Consider the following 17,741-nt stretch of genomic DNA (forward strand, 5'->3'; position numbering starts at 1 on the left):
TCATCCGGCAGCGGTTCAATACAGGACATCAGCTATCACTACCGTTTTGCTTAACTACCCAAGCTTGTAAAGCGAGGAGGTAATTGACTGGCTGTTTGCTGCCAACATCATACCGCTCGGCGACTCCTTGAATAAACTGGTTGGTTTTTCGGCCAGCTTCATATTTTGTCTTTGATGCTGTAGCTGTTCGTTCCAATCCTTCTCAATTGAACGCTTTACCTCGACAAACTGGGTAATCCCCCGAAAATCGGATATCATTTTTTCTAGCCGGATAAGAAACGGTCGCTGCTTGGGCAGTTCCATCCGAATCTGGGTGATAGGTGATGCCCCCCCTCCTATCACGTCCAGGTTTGCCCGCTGTTGGTCTGGTTCGTAGCCGCGGTTAAGAATGGCGACTCCCTGCTGCCAGTAGCGGATAAACGCCTCCGTCTGTGGGGTGCCGGTGGCCAACCCATCAAATAACATCGTGCATTTTCGGTCAGATGCCATCACGCGTCCGACAGGCCCCACTCCTACCCCCGACTGCGCCGGATTGAGTTGCGCCAGCCACATGGCGTTGTAGTAGATACCCGAAGGATCATTGTCATTGCCAAGCAGGATTTTTTCTGGTCGTAGACGGCTGATGAGCCTTTGCACCGTGAGTGGTTGCGTATGCGAAGGCGTACCTGCCATCGAAATGTACATCCGCTCGTGAGGCTGGGCGGGCGGGTGCAGTTCATGATACGACAGGGCATCAATCGGGCTTTCGCAGATGAATACTTCCTTCGGGGCGCGCGCAGGGTCGATGTTACTAACCCAGATACCATCCTCTTTGCTGCCTTTGATCTTGTTATACTTGTCGTTGCGAACCACCAGACCTAGCATCCCTTGTTCGTTTTCCAGCGGAAACACCGTGTTGGTAACTAAGAATGTTCTGGCCTCGTTGGTGTAGGTTTGATTGAAAATGCGCTGGCTGAAGGGAAACGAAGTCAGCGTTTCTGGCCGAATGCCACGACTCTCCAAGTAGCGCGTGTCCGTTAGCGGCTCCAACTGAAAATACTGCGCTACGGCCCGGCTCCGCTTGACCTCCTCACTGGGCTGCGGTCGCACCGTATGCTGTTGATGCGTGGGGCGACCTAAATAGTTGTTGAGATAGTCAGCTACTTCCCGCCAGCCTTTCTTGGTACTGAGGTCGTAGTGCTTCTTACTGGCCACGAAGTCAATGATGGTACCTTTGTCGAAGTCGTCACAAGGGTTGTAAAAGCGGTATTCACCACTTTGCTTCCGGGACACGATAAGCCGCCGATCTGCATCCGGCTGCTCCATCGTGACCCATTTGCTGTGCCTCGACCCTTTGCTCGTTTTGATCCGAAACCCCTCCTGCTCCAGAAACGTTACCAGATCAATGTCTCTCCGGTAATCGTCTAATGAGTGTGTATGTTGCATAGCCGGTCAGTTAACGGAGCCGCGGCCCCTGCTTTGCATCATCACGCAACGTACCTTCCTGGGCGACGTGCCGCACCGGTGCTCTTTCTGTCTTAGCACTTTGGCCTGATGTTGTACCGTCTAACTTGTGGCTGGGTCGTCTCAGGTCTTGGGCCGTTTTCAAATCGGTCGTCTTCTTGACGGCGTTATCAGGCACATTTATCACGTTCAACGCCCCCTTGGCGGCTGATACCTGAACATAAGCTGAGAAAGTTTGTCCGTTCTCTCCCTTCAGTCCGTCAAGTCGGATGGCTTTCCCTTGCCCGATCATCTCCCGTTGTGTTTGGGTCAATGTGACACCATTGATGCTTTTAGGCAGTTTAACCTGTTCCTGACGTGTTACAACAAGCTGCTGAGTTTTGGGATCAGTGCCAATGTAGGCCCGATATGTTTGGTTTGTTTGGAGGTTGGTCAACTCAACCACGTTCCCCATTTCACCTGTTTTAATGAGAGTAGCCCGGTCGTTTGGGGTTATAACGTACCCCTGCACTTGCTTTGGGATCGTTATCGCCCGCAGTGCCTTTTCATCTTGAATCGGCTGAAACCGGAGCTTAAGTTGCCCATTTACTTCGGCGACGCGCAGTTTACCCGTTAAGGATACGTACCGATTATCAATTTTTTGCTCAAACGAGACAGGACCAGTTTGCTTGCCGCTCAGCAAGGTTGAAAGCTGCCCCAGCCCGACAAGCTGCTCACGGGTTATCCCTGCTGCTGCCAGTTGACTGGCCACCTGCTCCCACGCGTAGTTTTTCGCCGAAGCTACCTCACCCTGGGATTTACTTGTTGATTCTACCGGTTGAGGTTCTTGCTTTACCTTGCTCTGGTTGCCTTGAATTGCAGTCCGCCCATCAACAGGTTGCTCAGTACGTCTGACAGAATTGACTTCCGTCCGTTTCTGTCCGCCCGCTATGTCAGGAGATTGATGAACCTTGTGAATTGCAGCGGCCTGCACACCTTGGCTTGGGCCGACGACTTTATCAATCGTTAGCTGCATATCCCGGTTCAGGCGGTAATTGTGCAGAAAGTTGGCCAAGAGATTGCCACTTACCACGACTACCTTCGGCATGGGAACGTCCTGTGCACGTTGTTCCAAGGCCTGCAATCGATGCTCTTGCCCCTCCTGAATGGTGAGCCGGTACGTTGCCTTGGGATCAATTCCTTCCGATGGCAACAGTTGTTTGGCAGCTTTAACCGACTGATGCGTATCCCAAAGGTGATTGGTAAGTTGATCAATCAGCCGCTTGTCGGTGGTGACACCAGCAGCAGCTACCTTCTCTCGTAGTGCTTTCTTGGTTAAGGCATCGTCATACAACGCACTTGTTATTTCCTCATTTGACAGCAGCCCATCATTTTCAAGGTACTGCCGGAGTTTCTCAGACTTGGCCGGTAGCTGCAACGAATAGTGCTCCGTCTCTACCTGCTCGGCGATCACTTGGCTTTTCGTCATGATTCCGTTTGATTGTTTTTACAAATCAACTATATATCTTCACCACAGTAAAAGTAAATGCCCGCAATGATATTTTCAAGTCATGCCTAGCTGCTGTGTGTTACTCATTCTGTTAAATTTTATGATTTCTGAGCCAATCTGCGTAGCTCAAGTGCTTTTTTCGCCAAAAGCGAGGCAGTCCGACACATTAAGAATAAGCCTATTCAACAATCAAGTCAGATTTACAAGACAAATCAATAAGACTGGCACTAAACTCACCGATGCTACGCCCGACAGCTTACAAATTGCTCGATTAGCCGCACAATTAACGGACGACTCCATGTTGCCGGGCAACTTACAGAGTACTACTCTCGACCGGTTTCAGTATATCCCTTCGATCCTTCCCGTTCGCATAGTCCAGCGGGAGCAATATCGCGTCAGTAGTTGGTTTGGAATGCGCTGCCATCCCGTTACTGGTCGGCGGCAGTCACACAATGGCATGGACTTTCCCCAACCTGTTGGTACGCCGGTATATGCAACGGCGGATGGGTACGTTAGTCAGGTGGGCTTACAGTCAGACGGATTAGGCTTGTCGATTCAGCTTATACACGAAAGCGGCTACATAACGACCTACGGGCATCTTAGCCGCTACGAGGTTCAACCTGGCCAACGGGTACGTCGTGGCCAGCGGATCGGACAGGTCGGACAGACCGGCATAACTACAGGCCCGCACCTACATTATATTGTGCGTTACAAGGGGCAGGCAATCGACCCCAGACGGCATTGCTTTTTAATACTAGAAAGAAAACATTGATTACATTGCCATGAACAAATTCGACACTTATGGCAAAAGGTAGTTTACTAGCAACACCGTATCTAACAGCCGATGAATGGCGCTCGCTCGTTGAAGAATTCTCACCTGAGGCCATTGCTCATAAATTATTATTGTCACATGTGCCTTTCGTGTTTCGTGATGAGCCCTTGAAATTCGCTCTGTTTAGAAAAACAATTGCTGACGCTTTCAATGTAGAACCAACGAGTATCTTCATCGTGGGTAGCGCGATGGCAGGTAGAAGTTTGAAGGCAAACTTTATTAACAAAGAATATTCAACAGATAGTGATTTCGATACTCTTATCATCTCTGAGCATCTCTTCACCTCTTACGTGATGAAGTCGCTTGCATGGGTTAAGGATGTAACAATGCCTGACTACAGTAGTAAAATACCTAAATCGCCCACAATTTCTAGTGAAGACTCTAAACACATAGGGTGGTTAGCTAGCCATGCATACAAAGGGATTTGGAGGCCTGATAGCCTACCTCATACCTCAGAAGCGCGAATTGAGTTTTTTGAAAAATTCGCCGATGTTTCACTGAAAACGCTCGGCCTTCAACTATCGGAAGACACTGTTGCTAAAGTTAATGGGCGAGTTGCCAGAGCATTTGAGGACGCAGTTAAAGACTTAGCATCGAGCATTGCTCGTTTACGTAAAGAATTTCGTGGAGAGAAGGTTGAGCCAGAAGTTTTACCAGTTGCTGAAGAGAAAGCAGCTTAGGCCTGTTCTACGAGTTCCGCCACCCTCATTTCCTCAACCATTTTATCGAATATTTGTACTTTTCTACGATTGCGAACGGCCTGTGTGTTTAATTGAGGAATATCTGTGTTGTCCGGGTTGAAAAGCCAGTCGGGGTTAATATCGCATTGCTGAACGTAGTAAAGAGCCAGGGCCAATAAGGCTTCGACACTCATGCTTAAATCCTTTTCAGCTCGGTAAATCACGTTCTGTCCTAAATTGAGTGGTTCTTGGAAGTCGCGTTGTGACAGGTCAAATTGATTACGAAGCAGACCAAGCCGACGGGCCAGTTCAATGCGGTATGGGTCTATGGTAACGATCATCTCATTGGTGTTGGCATTGGTGTTGGCATTGCTGAGGCTAAGCTACGAGCCGACCAGCAAATGGTTGAGTTCCGGGTGCTGCTCGATCCGGTTCAACTCCTCGGCCAACAGCGTATCGATGTCTGTCTTGACCTGCCTGTAATTTTGTTCCAGTAGGGTCGCCAAGGCATCGTCAGATAGCTGCGCCCGGTCGGTCAGTTCCGGTATCGGACGGAACGTAGCCATCTCCTGCTGCGTCTGCTCATCGACGACCAATTGCCCGTGAAAGATTTTCTGGCTGATCGTCTCGGCAAAATTATCCGCAACAGCCCCTACAAAAAAGCCCTGTGACAGATTACTTAACTTACTCTCAGGAATTAGTGAGTCAAGTTGGGTCGAAATGCTCGTCGTTGTGTCCCGTTCCGTAATCGTATAGGACTGCCGACGCTGCACGATCTTACCAAACCGGGTCGACAATGTCTTAGCTGTTTCACCGACCACCTGCCCAGAAAACACGTTACCTACGGTGTTGAAGATGACCGTAGCCTCTTTGTCGCCGTAGTCTCGCTTCAGTTGGCTGAGATCCTGCAAGCCTAAGCAGGTTGATACCTTATTGCTTCGGGCCGTGGCGATGAGGTTGTCCAGACCCCGGAAATAAATGGTGGGTAACTCGTCAATTATGATCGATGACTTCAGCCTACCCTTCCGGTTAACGAGTCGCACGAGCCGGGCATTATAGAGTCCTAACGCTGCCCCATACACTTCCTGACGGGCCGGATTATTACCAACACACAGAATCTTGGGAGCCATCGGGTCGTTGATCTCCAGCGTGAAGTCGTCCCCCGTCATCACCCAGTACAGTGCCGGTGATGCCAGCCGGGCCAACGGAATGCGAGCGGATGCAATCTGTCCCTCCAATTGCTCGAAGGCACGTTTTTTTAAGGCACTAGCAAAGGGTATGGTGTAGTTTTCGACATCGCGCTCCGCCAGCAGCACAGGGAATATCTTGTCGTATTCGCGGTTGGCAAATTCGATAACATGCGGAAACGTACAATAGCGACCATCCTTGTACTTCTTCAGAAACCAGATGCAGGCCGTCAGGAAATTCATGGGCGATTCCACGAAGAAGTCACCCTGCCGTTGAATCCACGTTTTATTGAGGTTGAGTAGGATCGTTCGGGCCGCCTCCTGCGCGTCCACGATGTCGGTCATTCCTTCCGGTGATAGCGGATTGCACCGGTGCGACCGGCGGGGGTCATCAAAATTAATGACGTAGAATCTTGGCTTGACGTCGTATTGCTGGTAGTGCTGAAGCAGGTAGTTGTAGGCGACGGTCGACAGATCAGGAAACTTGAAGTCGTAGATATACATTGCGAAGCCCTTCATAATGTGCTGTCGGATGTAATTGTTAATCACGGCGAAGGTCTTACCTGACCCCGGTGTACCCAGCACCATTGCCGCCCGGAAAGGATTTACTACGTTCACCCAACCCTGCCAGGTACGTCCGCGATAACTGTACTGGGTTGGTATGTTGATTGAATAGTCGTTTTCGACTAAGGCGTTCTCCTGCGGAAAGGATTCGTTTTCGTCATTGAACAGATCCTTGTCTACCCGTATGTTAATAATCCGGTTGGCATCATTTCCTGCCCGTATTAATATAAGCAGGCCAGCCAAGGTAGTCAACACATAGACGTATGTCCGGGTATCCGCTTCCAGCCACGACCACCGCATTACGCCCGTGTTACCGAACAGTAACATTAGTCCAATACCTAACCCTATGAGAACTCGACGCCAAGTAATGTCCAGCGACTTCTTCGCCTTGTTACCGAACACATACACCGATAAAGGCACCAAGGCAATGAGCTTGCTAATTCCAGGACGCTCCAGTACGTGCAGGTTGTTATTCAGGTTGACCAAGAATCGGTCGAGCACCGCATGAGATAAGCCCTGCCGCTGCCAGGTTTCATAACCGTAGAAGTAAAGATGGCCTGCGATGACAGCAAAGGCCAGATAAAGGATGACTGAAAGAATACCCCGGTACTCTTTGTCCTGTTCTGCGCTCATGGGATTGAGGTGCCGCCCCTACCCTATCATCAACCCGATTTTATAACTACGACAAAACCCTCGCTGCTCCTTAATAGCCAATTGCCGCCCGTTGAACCGTCAATCCTTAACTACGACAAAATCCTCGTTAAGGGCAAACCTATCCCAACTACGACAAAATCCTCGTCGCTATAGTAGTGTAATTCAAAAAGGGGGCATGGCGGAATTACGACAAAATCCTTGTCTGATGAGCGTAGAGTCAATTACGACGGATTCCTCGCGAGACGCCCTCGGTCAAGTTTGGGTCCTCATCACTCTTTGCTGGAGGCCCTTCGGTTAGTCGTGATTCCTGCTTGACGACAGCTTTTGTTACTTCGTTAGGTTGTTGCGTTGAGGTGTTGGCTAAGCGTTTATTGTTGACATTCGACAGACTTGCTTGCGTTAAATGATTTAGCAACGCCGTTTCATCAGCAAAAGACGGAAACGTTTTTTGATTTATCAAATCAATCAAACGATTTGCCACATCAACCTCGTTTCGACTCTCTTTGGCAATCGAATCAGCCAACACAGCCATGAGTCTTCCCTGTACAGTAGTCAAGGCCGTTTGATAACGAAGTGCCTGCTCGTGGTCATAACTAATCGCCCTTAACCGATCAGCGGTCTCTTGGGGCAATGTGGCATACGTGGTCGGATCAGTTAAATAATGACCTACTCGGTACGTTCCGCCTTCGGGCCACACAACGATGCCCTGCTGGTACCAGGCAAGCAACGTTTGTTGAACTGCCTCCTTCATTTCGCCTGCCTGCTCTGCCTGAGCTTGATTGAACAGCCTACCAACCTGATTCCAAAGCCTGATCGGCAGTATTTTCTGCAATCGGGATAGATCAGTCCCACAGATCTTTTCAGAGCCTCTCCCCTCCCCTTCTGCCAACTGGATCAGCAATTCCTTTTCGGCCATCGACTGCATCGACCCAAAACTGATACGCTGATTGTACGTCGAGGTTAACAAAGCCATGCGTCTCTCCGCTGGTAGTGGTAGACTAAAGCTGCTATTGTGAGCATGTTGTAGGCCCTGATCAGTCAACAGTAAATCCATAGATCGCAGGTACGTTATTCGACCTGCTACGGATAGCGTTAACTGGCTGGCAAGCTCCAGATGTCCAGTTGCATACCGTTGAAACTGAGTTTCCTCTCTCATTCGGATGACCGGTAGTTGCCCCAGCTTATATTTTTCAAATTGTTGTAGGGCTACTACGGCTTGATCGGCTGGAACGCCCTGGCTGCGTAGCCGCTGAATTAGCTGCGTAAACGGGAATGCTTCTATTAGTTGGCTTTCATGTGGCAATCCTGTCTCCTGGCGATATAGCTTGTATTGTTCAGCTACCCGCTGCCCCAATAATTTACCTTCCTCTGTTCCTAAACTAATGCGTAATCGCTCAGTGCTAACAGTAAAGGCACTTTGCAAGACAGCCCGACTATAGGCGGCACCCAGTTCGGCTTCATTCCAGATTATCTTGTTGCGGTGGTCAACATACAAATAGTTGTGGCCGTCATCGAGCACGTGTACCCCTGCCTGCCGCAACGTCGTGTAAAAATCCGGCTCGCTTACTGTTTTGAACGCGGTCAACTCACGCTGCAAGATGTTATAAATGGATGCCTTTGCTCCTGCTTTGGTAGCTTGACCGCGTGTGAAGACTTCTTGGAGCCGGTTGAACGTCGGCTTACTAATCAGTTTACTTGCCTTAATTGCCGGTGAGATAGCTTTCTCGCCATTGGTCAATCGAAACGTTACGCCAATGGCTTCTCGCCCACTCACTTTTCGGTTGATGCGTCTGGCCTGAATGTGGTAGGCGGTCAGCAAACAGGTTAGGTCATCAAACGAGGAACAGGCATACTCGCTCATGATTCGGTGCAGCGTTGTATCAATAGCTACTCTTGCCTCCGACTGCCCCAACCGGCTTAGTGGCTCACCTTGGCTATCTGCGATGTCAGGCCTCCGCTCAAGTCGCGGCTGCATCTGTTCGGCCTGCACAAGACCGAAACGTACCTCAAGTCTCTGTCGGATGGTGTTCATCCGGTTCTTGCTGTATGTATCTGAAATTTTTTGGCCATTCCGATCCACGCAGACGGTCAGTATATGCACATGCGGGTGGGCTGTATCCTGATGCCGATATAGCATGTACGGTTGTTTCTCATAGCCCGCTTCGTCAAGAAATGCCTGGGTGATGCGACATAGCTGCTCGTTGGATAGCTGCTCCTTCGGATGAAACGCCAATGAGATATGTACGGTTGGCTTCTCTACTCGCGGGTTTTTATGAGCTAAGAACTCAAACATTTCCCGCTTGGCCTGCCACGACCACAAGGCCGTTTGGGGGTCCGGGAAGTTACCGGCGGCCAACCGCTGGGCTTCTCCAGTAGTTACCTTTTGCTCGTTGTATTGTAATGCGCCAGCTATATTTTTTCCGGTGAGGAGCCGTACAACCATCGGGAAATTTGTTTGATTGTTTCCTCCAAACGTTCTGAAACCGGCTCAAATTTTACTGAATCGATGCCACTGGATAAAAAAATAGTAGCCCAATTCGCTTGAATTTTCTCTTGATGATTAGATAGATGTTGCTCCTGTATGGTAGATTCTATCCGTTTGAGTTGGTCTTTTATGTCGGCCAGTTCAAGTTGAAGTGCCAGTGCAGCCGCCCGTTGGACTTCCCTTTCCTGGCTTCGCGATCCCATCGTCAACCGCTGGCGTATGAACTCAGCAAAGCTTACTTTTTGACCGGCTGTTTCGCGCTTATACTCAGCCTGGAGCTTTTCTAAAGCATCCAGCGTAAGAGTGGTCTTTACTACCTCGCTAACTTGCTCTTCTTGCTTTTTCTGTGTCCGGCCACCCCGTCCCATTGTTCGCCTACTGCTGTTCTCACACTAATTTCTACCTCGAATATAAGCAAGAAGTGTTTTTTGTGCCAAAAAACACTTCTTGCTTATTCCAATAAAGAGAACACTGTTCAAGGTGGCTGGTGATCGTGCATGGAATCATCTCCAAATTCACTAAAATATTAAAACTAGATAATACTAAATTTTATAAAAGCTGCATTTTAGTGCTTCGTTCATACATCGACACATACCGGTCCATACGCATCCACTAGTATTGCAGTGATTCATAAATACTGCAATACTACGTTTTATTAACACTACAACTTTGCCAAAATACTGTAATACTATATTTTAGTATTACAGTATTTTATAAATAATTTTAGTATAATAGTATTTATTTTTTGTTTTTTAACAGTAATCATTTCAGTCAGACAGTAATCATGTCATACAGTATATAAGCTTTGAAGAAAGTCAGTATGTTTGTCTAAAACAAAGCACTACTATATGGCAGTATTCATTTCTATCTGTACGCAGAAGGGGGGGACGGGTAAGACTACCTTGACCATGCACATGGCAACCTATTATCACGCCATTGAAAAACGGAATGTGATTGTACTGGATGCCGACTTTCCGCAGCACTCCTATTACAATGAGCGAGCACTGGAGATTACCAAACTACGACAAGACCCTGAGTTGATCGCTGACTTACAAAAGCAGGGCCGTGCTCCATATGAAGTCAGGAAAGTGGCAATGGCAGATGTTCCCGCTCTGTTAGATCAACTGGCCGGACAGCCGGATACAATGGTCTTTCTAGATATGCCTGGTACGATCAACATTGCCGGATATGATCAAGTCGTGAAGAGGCTGGATTACGTAATCCTACCGATGGAGGCTGATAAGTTAACGTTCGCTGCCGGCATGATGACGCTGGATGCGTTCGCCAAGATTTCCCGTCCCGCCGACAAGCCACTCAAAAGCTTCCTGCTTTGGAACAAGTACAAGTCGAGCGAACGGCAGACGATCTACCAATCGATTGAGAACATGGCCACGCAACGGCCTGAACTGGGTATTCTCAGCACTCGAATCAAAGACTCAGTGATTTGGAAAAACAATCGCTCAACCATCTTTCCACACAGCGAAATCAAAAATTTGATTGCTGAGATAAATCAAAAATTTGCATTGAACTGATTTAGACACGTACCTTTATGGCCAAGAAAACAAACAAGGGAGCTGCCGATGACATTGCGCTGATGGCATCCGCAGCAATGGGATCGGATCTCGATGCCTGGCTAAATCAGCAGGGCATCAGCGGAGAGGAAGACAAAGGGGTTGTCGCAGTTACGAACCAGCCTGAAGCTAGGCAGGAGACGAAAAACGCTCCGGCAGCATCGGCTGAGGAGATTAAGGCAGAGCCAACTCCGGCTAAATTAAAGGAAGAACCTTCACTGGAGGCCCAATCTCCAGAAGAAGGAGCCATAACCGGAACTGCGACGGGAAAAACAGGTAAACAGCGTGAACGCTATCAAACTCAGTTTTTCCAACGGATCGAAGGCTTTAAGAAGCCGACGAATATGATGTATATGAGTGAAAAGACGTATAAGTTACTGGCTTTTTTGCTACGTTGCTCAAAAGAGGCAAACACCAAAGTCACAATGCCAGAGATAATGGAAAACATTATCAGTCAGCATATTAAGGACAACGAAGGCGTCATCACTCAAATGCAGAAAGAGCATTTAGAGCGATTATCAAAAGGATTTTAGCGTAACGCCGGGTCGCGCCGGAGTATCGCATGTTATTGTGGATTTCGGCGGCTGGCTTCGCCGGGGCGGGCTGGTTAGGATGGACAGTGTGGCAGGACTACGACTGGAGCGGAGTACGGGTATTTAATCGATCCGCCGTCAATAGTCCTGCCGCCCGGATGCATCGATCATACAGTACGGACGGTCAGGTGTCTGCCGATGCTAATTTGTTAGGCAGTACACAAACAAACTGGGGAGGGGTTCATGACTTAACTCAGATAGATCAATCGGCTGATTATGAACCTGATTGTGATAGTGAATCGACTCATAGTCAGCCGATTGGCACAGTAATTCAGCCGGTGGATGGCAATGGATACAGCCTGGAGGATCAGGATATCAACCTGACATCAAATAGACACGAGGATTTTGTCGTAGTTCAGCCTCGTGCCGATCTCGGCAACAGTAGGAAAGAAGACACACTAATTGACCTCACCAAACTCGGAGAGACTGGTCCACCCTCCGTCGACGAGGATTTTGTCGTAGTTGAATCAAATCCTGCGCTTTCGGCGGTAAGCGAACCACTTTACCCAGAAACCAACGACGAGGATTTTGTCGTAGTTGGCGATGACTTGGATGAAGTAACGGGTGAACTACCAGAGGTTGATCTGACCGATTACCTCAACCAGTGGACGCCCATCGTGCCAAAAGTTGCTGCGCTCATCACGCATGAACTGTGGCCTCAGCTACGTACCTACCTTGAATCTTTGCCCCAGTTTGGTGATGCTAATCTTGAGCGGGTTGTCAACGCTGTGGCTGAAGACGTTCGTGTCGAATCATCCGCCACCGGTGGGGTAGGGGAGGAGTCAGCGACCGGCTTTGCGTTCTACGCCACACTGTTCGAGCAGATGGAGAATGAGCCGGAGGCGACCAACGCCTAAGCGGACCTACTTAGCGCAATCAAGTCCAACTTCTATAAACTATCGAGTGCAATGAAAAAGCCAAACGTTTGGGTGCTGGCAGCGATGCTGCTGGTTGTATGTGTAATTGGGGCGCAGGCCGGTCCAATTGATGGAGGCATTGACAAGGCGGCTTCCGAAGTAAAAAACGTCTTCAAGCCTTTGTCAAAGCTTATGCTGTATATCAGCGCGGCTATTGGTCTGCTCAGCGCTATTCAGGTGATTTCGAAAATGTTCAGCGGTGACCCTGATACGAAGAAGTCAGCCGGTTCATGGGTGGGTGCCTTGATTTTTGCCACAGTGTCAGTGCTGGTCTTAGAAGCTATCTTCTTTTAATGTTCCGGGTTAATAAAGGGGTTGATCGCCCACCTGAGGTGTTGGGCATTCGAGGCATGAATTTCATCAAGGGAATTGGCCTAACTGCGATTGGCTTGTTGGTGCTGACCATGATCGTGATGGCGATTGCAGACATCCCCGCCAAGATTGGGTTCAGTGCTTACTTCGGCTCGCTGTTCGCAGCCTACACGTTGATGACCCGCATCTCGAAACAATACGGCGAACGGGGGTTTATCAAACAGCGAAGCCGGGAGCGGCAGCCCAAAGTGGTCCTGGTGCGGGACTCGGCAGTGTATCGGCAATTAAGAAACAGAACGACCCGTAAGGGTTGATTACAAAAACGGTAACGGTATGCATGTTCGCATGAAAGACATCCGGTCGGTGTTTCCGATTGGGGCCGTTGAGAACGACTGTCTGATTTCCAAGCACGGCGACATCACCGTAGCTTTCGTTCTAACGCTGCCCGAAATCTTCACGCTGAACGTACAGTTCGATGAGCGTGTCGAACTCGGCGATTATCGTGAGTTGTGTGAGGCTTGGACAAAAGCCATTGGTGTCTTACCTGCACACACGATTCTTCACAAGCAAGATTGGTTCGTCGAAGAGGATTACCAACCTGGCGGTCAGGTAGCCAACTTCTTAGACAAGGCCAGTGAGCGGCACTTTAACGAGCGACCCTTCCTGCACCACGCCTGCTATCTCTTCATCACAAAGTCGCATGGCGAGCGGCATAACGCTTCGTCCGTGCAGACTACCCTGTCACGCGGTCGGCTGCTGCCACGGGAGATCAGCGATAAGCGCAAGGTTGACGAGTTTCTGAACGCCATAGAACAGTTCAAGGCTATCTTGGAAAGTACCCGTCGCATCACACTTCGACGGCTAACTAACGATGACCTAGCCGGGCGCGATGCTGATCGGCGGACGGATCAGCCCGCTCAGCCGGGTTTGCTTGAACGGTACATGAGTTTGTCACTTCGAGATAACGTTGTCACATTGGCTGATATCGAAATGGGAGAGGAGCTGCGCGTCGGCGGGAAATACTCGAAATTCTACACGATCTCTGATGTCGAGGATCTGCCCGAACAGCTAAGCACTAATAACCGCTTAGAGAACTTGTCGTCGGAAAACTCGAACGTATCGGTGGGGTACGCTGCGCCGGTCAGTTTGATGCTAAACTGCAACCACCTTTACAATCAGTACATTTTCGTGGAAGATAAGCAGCAGGTGTCTCCCCAGTTGGAACAGCGGGCAACACAGATGCGGTCATTGGCCAACTTTTCGACGAACAACGAGGTTAACTCGCGCTTGATCGATCAGTTTCTCAACTACGCGGCGGAGACGGGCTATTCACCGGTTCGGGTGCATTACAACGTGCAGATCTGGACGGAGAACAAAACGCAGCTACCAGTGCTCCGTAACATGGTTTCATCGGCCATCGCCAAGATGGGGGTACGTCCCCGCGAAAATAGCCTTGATGCGGCTACGCTCTTCTGGGCGGGCATTCCAGGAAACGCAGCGGACTTACCCCGTGAAGATAAGTTTTGGTCGTTTGTGCCACAGGCAGTCTGTTTTTTTAACCACGAGACCAACTATCACGACTCGATGAGTACCCAGGGCGTGAAGCTGGTGGAACGGTTATCGGGGAAACCTATCCTGGTCGACCTGTCGGATGAACCGATGAGTAAGGGTTGGGTAACGAACCGCAACAAGTTCATTATTGGACCGTCGGGAAGTGGGAAGTCGTTTTTCACCAACCACGCCTTGCGGTCGTACCACACGCAGGGAAGCCATACGGTTATTGTCGACGTGGGCCACTCGTACCAGGGACTGTGCGCGCTACTCGGCGGGCGGTACCTGACCTACTCAGAGGAATCGCCGATCAGCTTCAATCCATTCTATATCGAAGGGCGGCTAAACCCTGACGTTGAAAAACGGGAGGCACTAAAAGTGCTGCTACAAACGCTGTGGAAGCGAAGCGATGAGCGGCAAACAATGGCCGAATACACGGCCTTGTCAGCGGCCATCAGCGGATATTATGAACACCTGGCTCAAAACCAGGACGTATTTCCGTGCTTCGACAGCTTCTACGAATTCATGCAGGTTGATTTCCGAACCTATATGACCGAGCACAAACTGCGGGACGATTACTTCAACTACGACAACTTCATGTACGTACTGAAGCCGTTCTACCAGGGAGGGGAGTACGCGGACTTGCTCAACAGCCAGGAAAATCTCAACCTATTACACGAGCGGTTTATCGTCTTCGAGCTGGATAACATCAAGGACCACCCGATTCTGTATCCCATCCTGACGATCATCATCATGGATACGTTTATCTCGAAGATGCGCAAACTGGGCGGGGTGCGGAAGATTATCCTGATCGAGGAGGCCTGGAAGGCGATCATGAAAGACAGCATGGCTGAGTACATCAAGTATCTCTACAAAACGGTGCGGAAGTTTCTCGGCGAGGCCTGGATCGTGACGCAGGAAGTGGACGACATCATCGGTTCGCCAATTGTTAAGGAATCCATCATCAATAACGCGGATACCAAGATTTTGCTCGACCAGCGGAAATACCAGAACAAGTTCAAACAGGTGATGGACCTGCTGGCTCTGACGGTGAAAGAAAAGGACCTCTGCCTGTCACTTAACCGCGACCTCGACCCACGCCGGAAGTACAAGGAGGTGTTTATCTCGTGGGGTGGTCAGATGTCCAAAGTGTATGGCGTGGAGGTGTCGCTGGAAGAATACCTGGCTTTTTCGACCGAGCAAACAGAAAAACTACGCCTTCAAAAAAAGGTTTACGAAAACGGCGGTAGCTACGACGTGGCACTGCGCGAATACGCCGATGAAATCCGCTACAACTGATATGCGACACCAATATTTGCTTCTGCTCATGTGCGCCGGTCTGACGGCCTGTTCGGGAAACAACGGCGCGTCGGAGTCGGGCACCGGTACGTCAGCCGATGTACCGACGGCTTTTTATGGCTCCTGGATTAGCGACGTGCCGGCACGAACACCTCCTGACCCTCAGCCGGATCATTATGACCGCACGGAATACGAGATTAGCCAAGATGCGGATACAACCTCGCTGACGAAATGGTCGGCAGCCTTGGACATCAAGACCCGCAAGGAATGGTTTCGGAACAAGTTAAGTGGGCCACTAACCTGTACGTATATACCCTACCGTGAGTGCTTGGCTTGTGGTTCAGCAAGGCAGTTCGTGAAGGATAGTCTGTTTCTCGTCGATGGTCGGTTAGAAAACCGAAGCCCGACGGCATCAGACCGCCCTGCGGCTGGACGGGGACCGTTGGTGCTCACCCGAAAGCCCCACTAAACACAGGACCACTGAAACAAAAAAAGCTGAAGCCAAATGAAAGGTACGTGTATTGGTACGCTCTTACTGAGTGCCTTCCTAAGCACGGCGGGCTATGCGCAAACAATTCTGCCCGGCGACCGACCTGACCAGGGAATGGATAACGACATCACCCAACAGATTGAGGGCATCTTGGGCGAAACGGAGCGCGACATCATGCAGGGCATCAAGGATGAACTGATGAGCATCCTCAGCGACATCCTCAATGTATCACCCACCAGCGAGGTTGCTCGGCTCCGCAAAATGATGAAGGAGGGGTTTTCTCGGCAACAAAAGATCGAGTACCAGGACTACAAGGTAAACTACGAATGGAAGAAGGCCCATACGGAATTGTCGCCAACATTTGTCAAGTTCTATGATCAGCTTAACCTGAAGTCCGACTTCACCCAGGTCAGTAGTGCGGCCACGCCCATACAAACATTGCTGAGCAAAGGCCCATTTGCCCCGAAGGAAGCAGCCGTTTATCAGAAGATCGTTGATCAGTTAGCCAACACCGACGATCTGGCGATGGAGGTGCGCTTTACGGTCAACCTTGGCCAGAAACCCATCTGGATGTCGGAAGGTGAACGGGTGAAGGTACTGGAGAACGTACAGCAAGAGTTAGCCCAACGGCAGCAGGCGTTGCGGACCATCAACGGGGAGTTACAGCGGGCCTATGCTTACCGGGCTAAACAGGCTTACGAAGCGGCTGCGGCCAAGGCGTTTTACAAAGACAAAACCAGTCTGAACTGGTACGTCGGTAGCAAGTAGGCTGATCCAACGTACCTATACCAATCACCACCTATGAATCGACAATTGCGAGTCGGGCTGTGTTGCCTGACGGGTTGGGGCCTCCTTGCCCTTTCGACGGTGCAGGCTCAGCACTACGTACCTGGTACGGGCGATTTGCGCAATGGTCCGGCTTCTCAACGAGAACTAGAACAGACGATTGATCAGCTCCTTGGCGAGAACGAGTGGGCCATTATGAGCGGCCTGGATGACCCCGGTGTTGACTGGGGTACTATCATCGCCGAGAAAGTACTTGATGAGGTGTACAAAGGAGTCGCCGAAGCTACTGTTTTCTCCATGCCGGCAGTGACCGTTATGGAAATGCGCTACAAGCAAAAGCAGGAAGCCTTAACGAAAGAGCTGCGCAAGTTGACAGCCCTTATGAAAGATGGTATGGGCCGGGTCGGCAAGCTGAGGTACCAGAACCTCAAGTTGCGGGTAGCTTTCCAGAAGGCGATGAACGAATCACCAGCAGGGTGGGAGCAGAGTGGCCGCATGACCGACGCGCAGACCGTCATGAAAGGGCTACACGGCAATACCGTCAATCTAATCAACGACTACCAGGGTAAAGCTGAGATTGAGAAGTTGCTGAAGGAACAATATCCCGGCGACGTTGGCTACGCTTTGTTTGCTACCTCAGCCAGTGGTTTGGCCGACACCAAGATGCTGGAAGCGAAGCTGGCGCTGGCTAAAAAAGGCGGTCGGCTAACGTACCTGTCGCCCTACGAACGGCTGGAATTGATTCGGGAGACACGACGGGAGGCCCTAAAACGGCAAAATGGCATCATCAGAATGCGGCAGGATGTCAATGCAGCCCTGAAACATCAGCAAAAACGAAATACTGAGCAGCAACTACGACAAGCACTCGGCACAACATCCTACTAAATC

17 protein-coding genes are annotated in these 17,741 nt (G+C 50.1%); 11 read left to right on the top strand and 6 right to left on the bottom strand.

Annotated features, from left to right (window positions below; genetic code table 11):
• Nucleotides 1–54: 54 nt before the first annotated feature.
• Together J2I47_RS07670 and J2I47_RS07675 are read right to left on the bottom strand one after the other, a co-directional pair.
• Complete coding sequence (locus J2I47_RS07670; RefSeq protein ID WP_207363987.1) at nucleotides 55–1,425, bottom strand: toprim domain-containing protein; 1,371 nt, start codon at nucleotides 1,423–1,425, stop codon at nucleotides 55–57.
• Between the two features lie 10 nt (nucleotides 1,426–1,435).
• Entirely contained in the window at nucleotides 1,436–2,911 is a 1,476-nt protein-coding gene (locus J2I47_RS07675) for a DUF3945 domain-containing protein (protein ID WP_207363988.1), read from the bottom strand.
• Nucleotides 2,912–3,389: 478 nt separating this feature from the next.
• Here J2I47_RS07675 and J2I47_RS26970 point away from each other — a divergent pair, with 478 nt between their 5' ends.
• Both J2I47_RS26970 and J2I47_RS07685 read left to right on the top strand, forming a co-directional pair.
• Nucleotides 3,390–3,704 carry a M23 family metallopeptidase gene (locus J2I47_RS26970; RefSeq protein ID WP_374759902.1) on the top strand — a complete coding sequence of 105 codons (315 nt, stop codon included), beginning with the start codon at nucleotides 3,390–3,392 and terminating at the stop codon, nucleotides 3,702–3,704.
• 29 nt (nucleotides 3,705–3,733) lie between these two features.
• Nucleotides 3,734–4,444: a hypothetical protein gene (locus J2I47_RS07685; RefSeq protein WP_207363990.1), complete on the top strand. Its 711-nt coding sequence runs from the start codon at nucleotides 3,734–3,736 to the stop codon at nucleotides 4,442–4,444.
• Here J2I47_RS07685 and J2I47_RS07690 read toward each other — a convergent pair.
• The 4 genes from J2I47_RS07690 to J2I47_RS07705 all read right to left on the bottom strand — a co-directional run bounded on the left by J2I47_RS07690 (nucleotide 4,441) and on the right by J2I47_RS07705 (nucleotide 9,702).
• Nucleotides 4,441–4,785 carry a helix-turn-helix domain-containing protein gene (locus J2I47_RS07690; RefSeq protein WP_207363991.1) on the bottom strand — a complete coding sequence of 115 codons (345 nt, stop codon included), beginning with the start codon at nucleotides 4,783–4,785 and terminating at the stop codon, nucleotides 4,441–4,443. The two genes, J2I47_RS07685 and J2I47_RS07690, sit on opposite strands and share 4 nt — an antisense overlap.
• A 42-nt stretch (nucleotides 4,786–4,827) precedes the next feature.
• Nucleotides 4,828–6,828, bottom strand: a complete 2,001-nt coding sequence (mobC, locus tag J2I47_RS07695; protein WP_207363992.1) for a conjugal transfer protein MobC — start codon at nucleotides 6,826–6,828, stop codon at nucleotides 4,828–4,830.
• Nucleotides 6,829–7,066: 238 nt separating this feature from the next.
• Nucleotides 7,067–9,292 (bottom strand): relaxase/mobilization nuclease domain-containing protein, encoded by a 2,226-nt coding sequence (locus J2I47_RS07700; RefSeq protein WP_207363993.1) that lies wholly within the window; start codon nucleotides 9,290–9,292, stop codon nucleotides 7,067–7,069.
• The gene (locus J2I47_RS07705) at nucleotides 9,259–9,702 is read right to left on the bottom strand and encodes a hypothetical protein (protein ID WP_207363994.1); all 444 of its coding nucleotides are present in this window, start codon (nucleotides 9,700–9,702) and stop codon (nucleotides 9,259–9,261) included. Before J2I47_RS07705 ends, J2I47_RS07700 begins: the two co-directional genes overlap by 34 nt.
• A 480-nt stretch (nucleotides 9,703–10,182) precedes the next feature.
• Between J2I47_RS07705 and J2I47_RS07710 the strand changes: the two genes are divergently transcribed.
• The 9 genes from J2I47_RS07710 to J2I47_RS07750 are packed head-to-tail and all read left to right on the top strand — an operon-like array spanning nucleotide 10,183 to nucleotide 17,738.
• Nucleotides 10,183–10,866: a ParA family protein gene (locus J2I47_RS07710; RefSeq protein ID WP_207363995.1), complete on the top strand. Its 684-nt coding sequence runs from the start codon at nucleotides 10,183–10,185 to the stop codon at nucleotides 10,864–10,866.
• A gap of 17 nt (nucleotides 10,867–10,883) precedes the next feature.
• Nucleotides 10,884–11,438: a DUF3408 domain-containing protein gene (locus J2I47_RS07715; RefSeq protein WP_207363996.1), complete on the top strand. Its 555-nt coding sequence runs from the start codon at nucleotides 10,884–10,886 to the stop codon at nucleotides 11,436–11,438.
• 29 nt (nucleotides 11,439–11,467) lie between these two features.
• Nucleotides 11,468–12,355 carry a hypothetical protein gene (locus tag J2I47_RS07720; RefSeq protein WP_207363997.1) on the top strand — a complete coding sequence of 296 codons (888 nt, stop codon included), beginning with the start codon at nucleotides 11,468–11,470 and terminating at the stop codon, nucleotides 12,353–12,355.
• Between the two features lie 51 nt (nucleotides 12,356–12,406).
• Nucleotides 12,407–12,709, top strand: coding sequence for a DUF4134 family protein (locus J2I47_RS07725; protein WP_207363998.1), 303 nt, complete (start codon nucleotides 12,407–12,409; stop codon nucleotides 12,707–12,709).
• Complete coding sequence (locus tag J2I47_RS07730; RefSeq protein WP_207363999.1) at nucleotides 12,709–13,041, top strand: DUF4133 domain-containing protein; 333 nt, start codon at nucleotides 12,709–12,711, stop codon at nucleotides 13,039–13,041. Before J2I47_RS07725 ends, J2I47_RS07730 begins: the two co-directional genes overlap by 1 nt.
• A 19-nt stretch (nucleotides 13,042–13,060) precedes the next feature.
• Nucleotides 13,061–15,577, top strand: a complete 2,517-nt coding sequence (locus J2I47_RS07735) for a TraG family conjugative transposon ATPase (protein WP_207364000.1) — start codon at nucleotides 13,061–13,063, stop codon at nucleotides 15,575–15,577.
• 1 nt (nucleotide 15,578) lies between these two features.
• A complete protein-coding gene (locus J2I47_RS07740; RefSeq protein WP_207364001.1) occupies nucleotides 15,579–16,046 on the top strand; it encodes a hypothetical protein in 468 nt (155 codons plus the stop codon).
• A gap of 36 nt (nucleotides 16,047–16,082) precedes the next feature.
• On the top strand, nucleotides 16,083–16,835 hold the full coding sequence (locus tag J2I47_RS07745) for a hypothetical protein (RefSeq protein ID WP_207364002.1): 753 nt from the start codon (nucleotides 16,083–16,085) through the stop codon (nucleotides 16,833–16,835).
• 33 nt (nucleotides 16,836–16,868) lie between these two features.
• A complete protein-coding gene (locus tag J2I47_RS07750) occupies nucleotides 16,869–17,738 on the top strand; it encodes a hypothetical protein (protein ID WP_207364003.1) in 870 nt (289 codons plus the stop codon).
• Nucleotides 17,739–17,741: the final 3 nt, after the last annotated feature.

The sequence above is a fragment of the Fibrella rubiginis genome, from assembly GCF_017353185.1.
GTDB classification, from domain to species: Bacteria; Bacteroidota; Bacteroidia; order Cytophagales; family Spirosomataceae; genus Fibrella; species Fibrella rubiginis.